Here is a 373-nt window from a genome sequence, read left to right on the forward strand (position 1 = left end):
GTCCTGAGGATGTCGCGGCTTCGCTGCCCAAGGATGCCATCCTGATCGCCCGGTCGATGGGAGCGGCCGAGCTGCTCGACTATCCGCGCGACAAGCTGCGCGGCCTGGTGCTGGAGGATGGCGCGGCGACCAGCCATGTCGTCATCGTCGCGCGCGCCATGGGCATTCCGGTCGCGGGCCAGGTGAAGGGCGCCGTTTCCATGGCGGAAAACCGTGACGCCATCATCGTCGACGGCGAGGAAGGCACCATCCATCTCAGGCCGCAATCCGACCTGGAAGCAGCCTACGCCGAGAAGGTCCGCTTCCGGGCGCGGCGGCAGGAAGTCTATCGCGAGCTGCGCAAGAAGCCGTCTGTAACCAAGGACGGCGTTGC

1 protein-coding gene is annotated in these 373 nt (G+C 66.8%); it reads left to right on the forward strand.

Annotated features, from left to right (window positions below):
• The coding region (locus EN852_RS36230) for a PEP-utilizing enzyme (RefSeq protein WP_246694517.1) at nt 1-373 on the forward strand (373 nt) is incomplete at both ends.

The organism is Mesorhizobium sp. M2E.F.Ca.ET.209.01.1.1 (genome assembly GCF_004010375.2).
Lineage (GTDB): Bacteria > Pseudomonadota > Alphaproteobacteria > Rhizobiales > Rhizobiaceae > Mesorhizobium.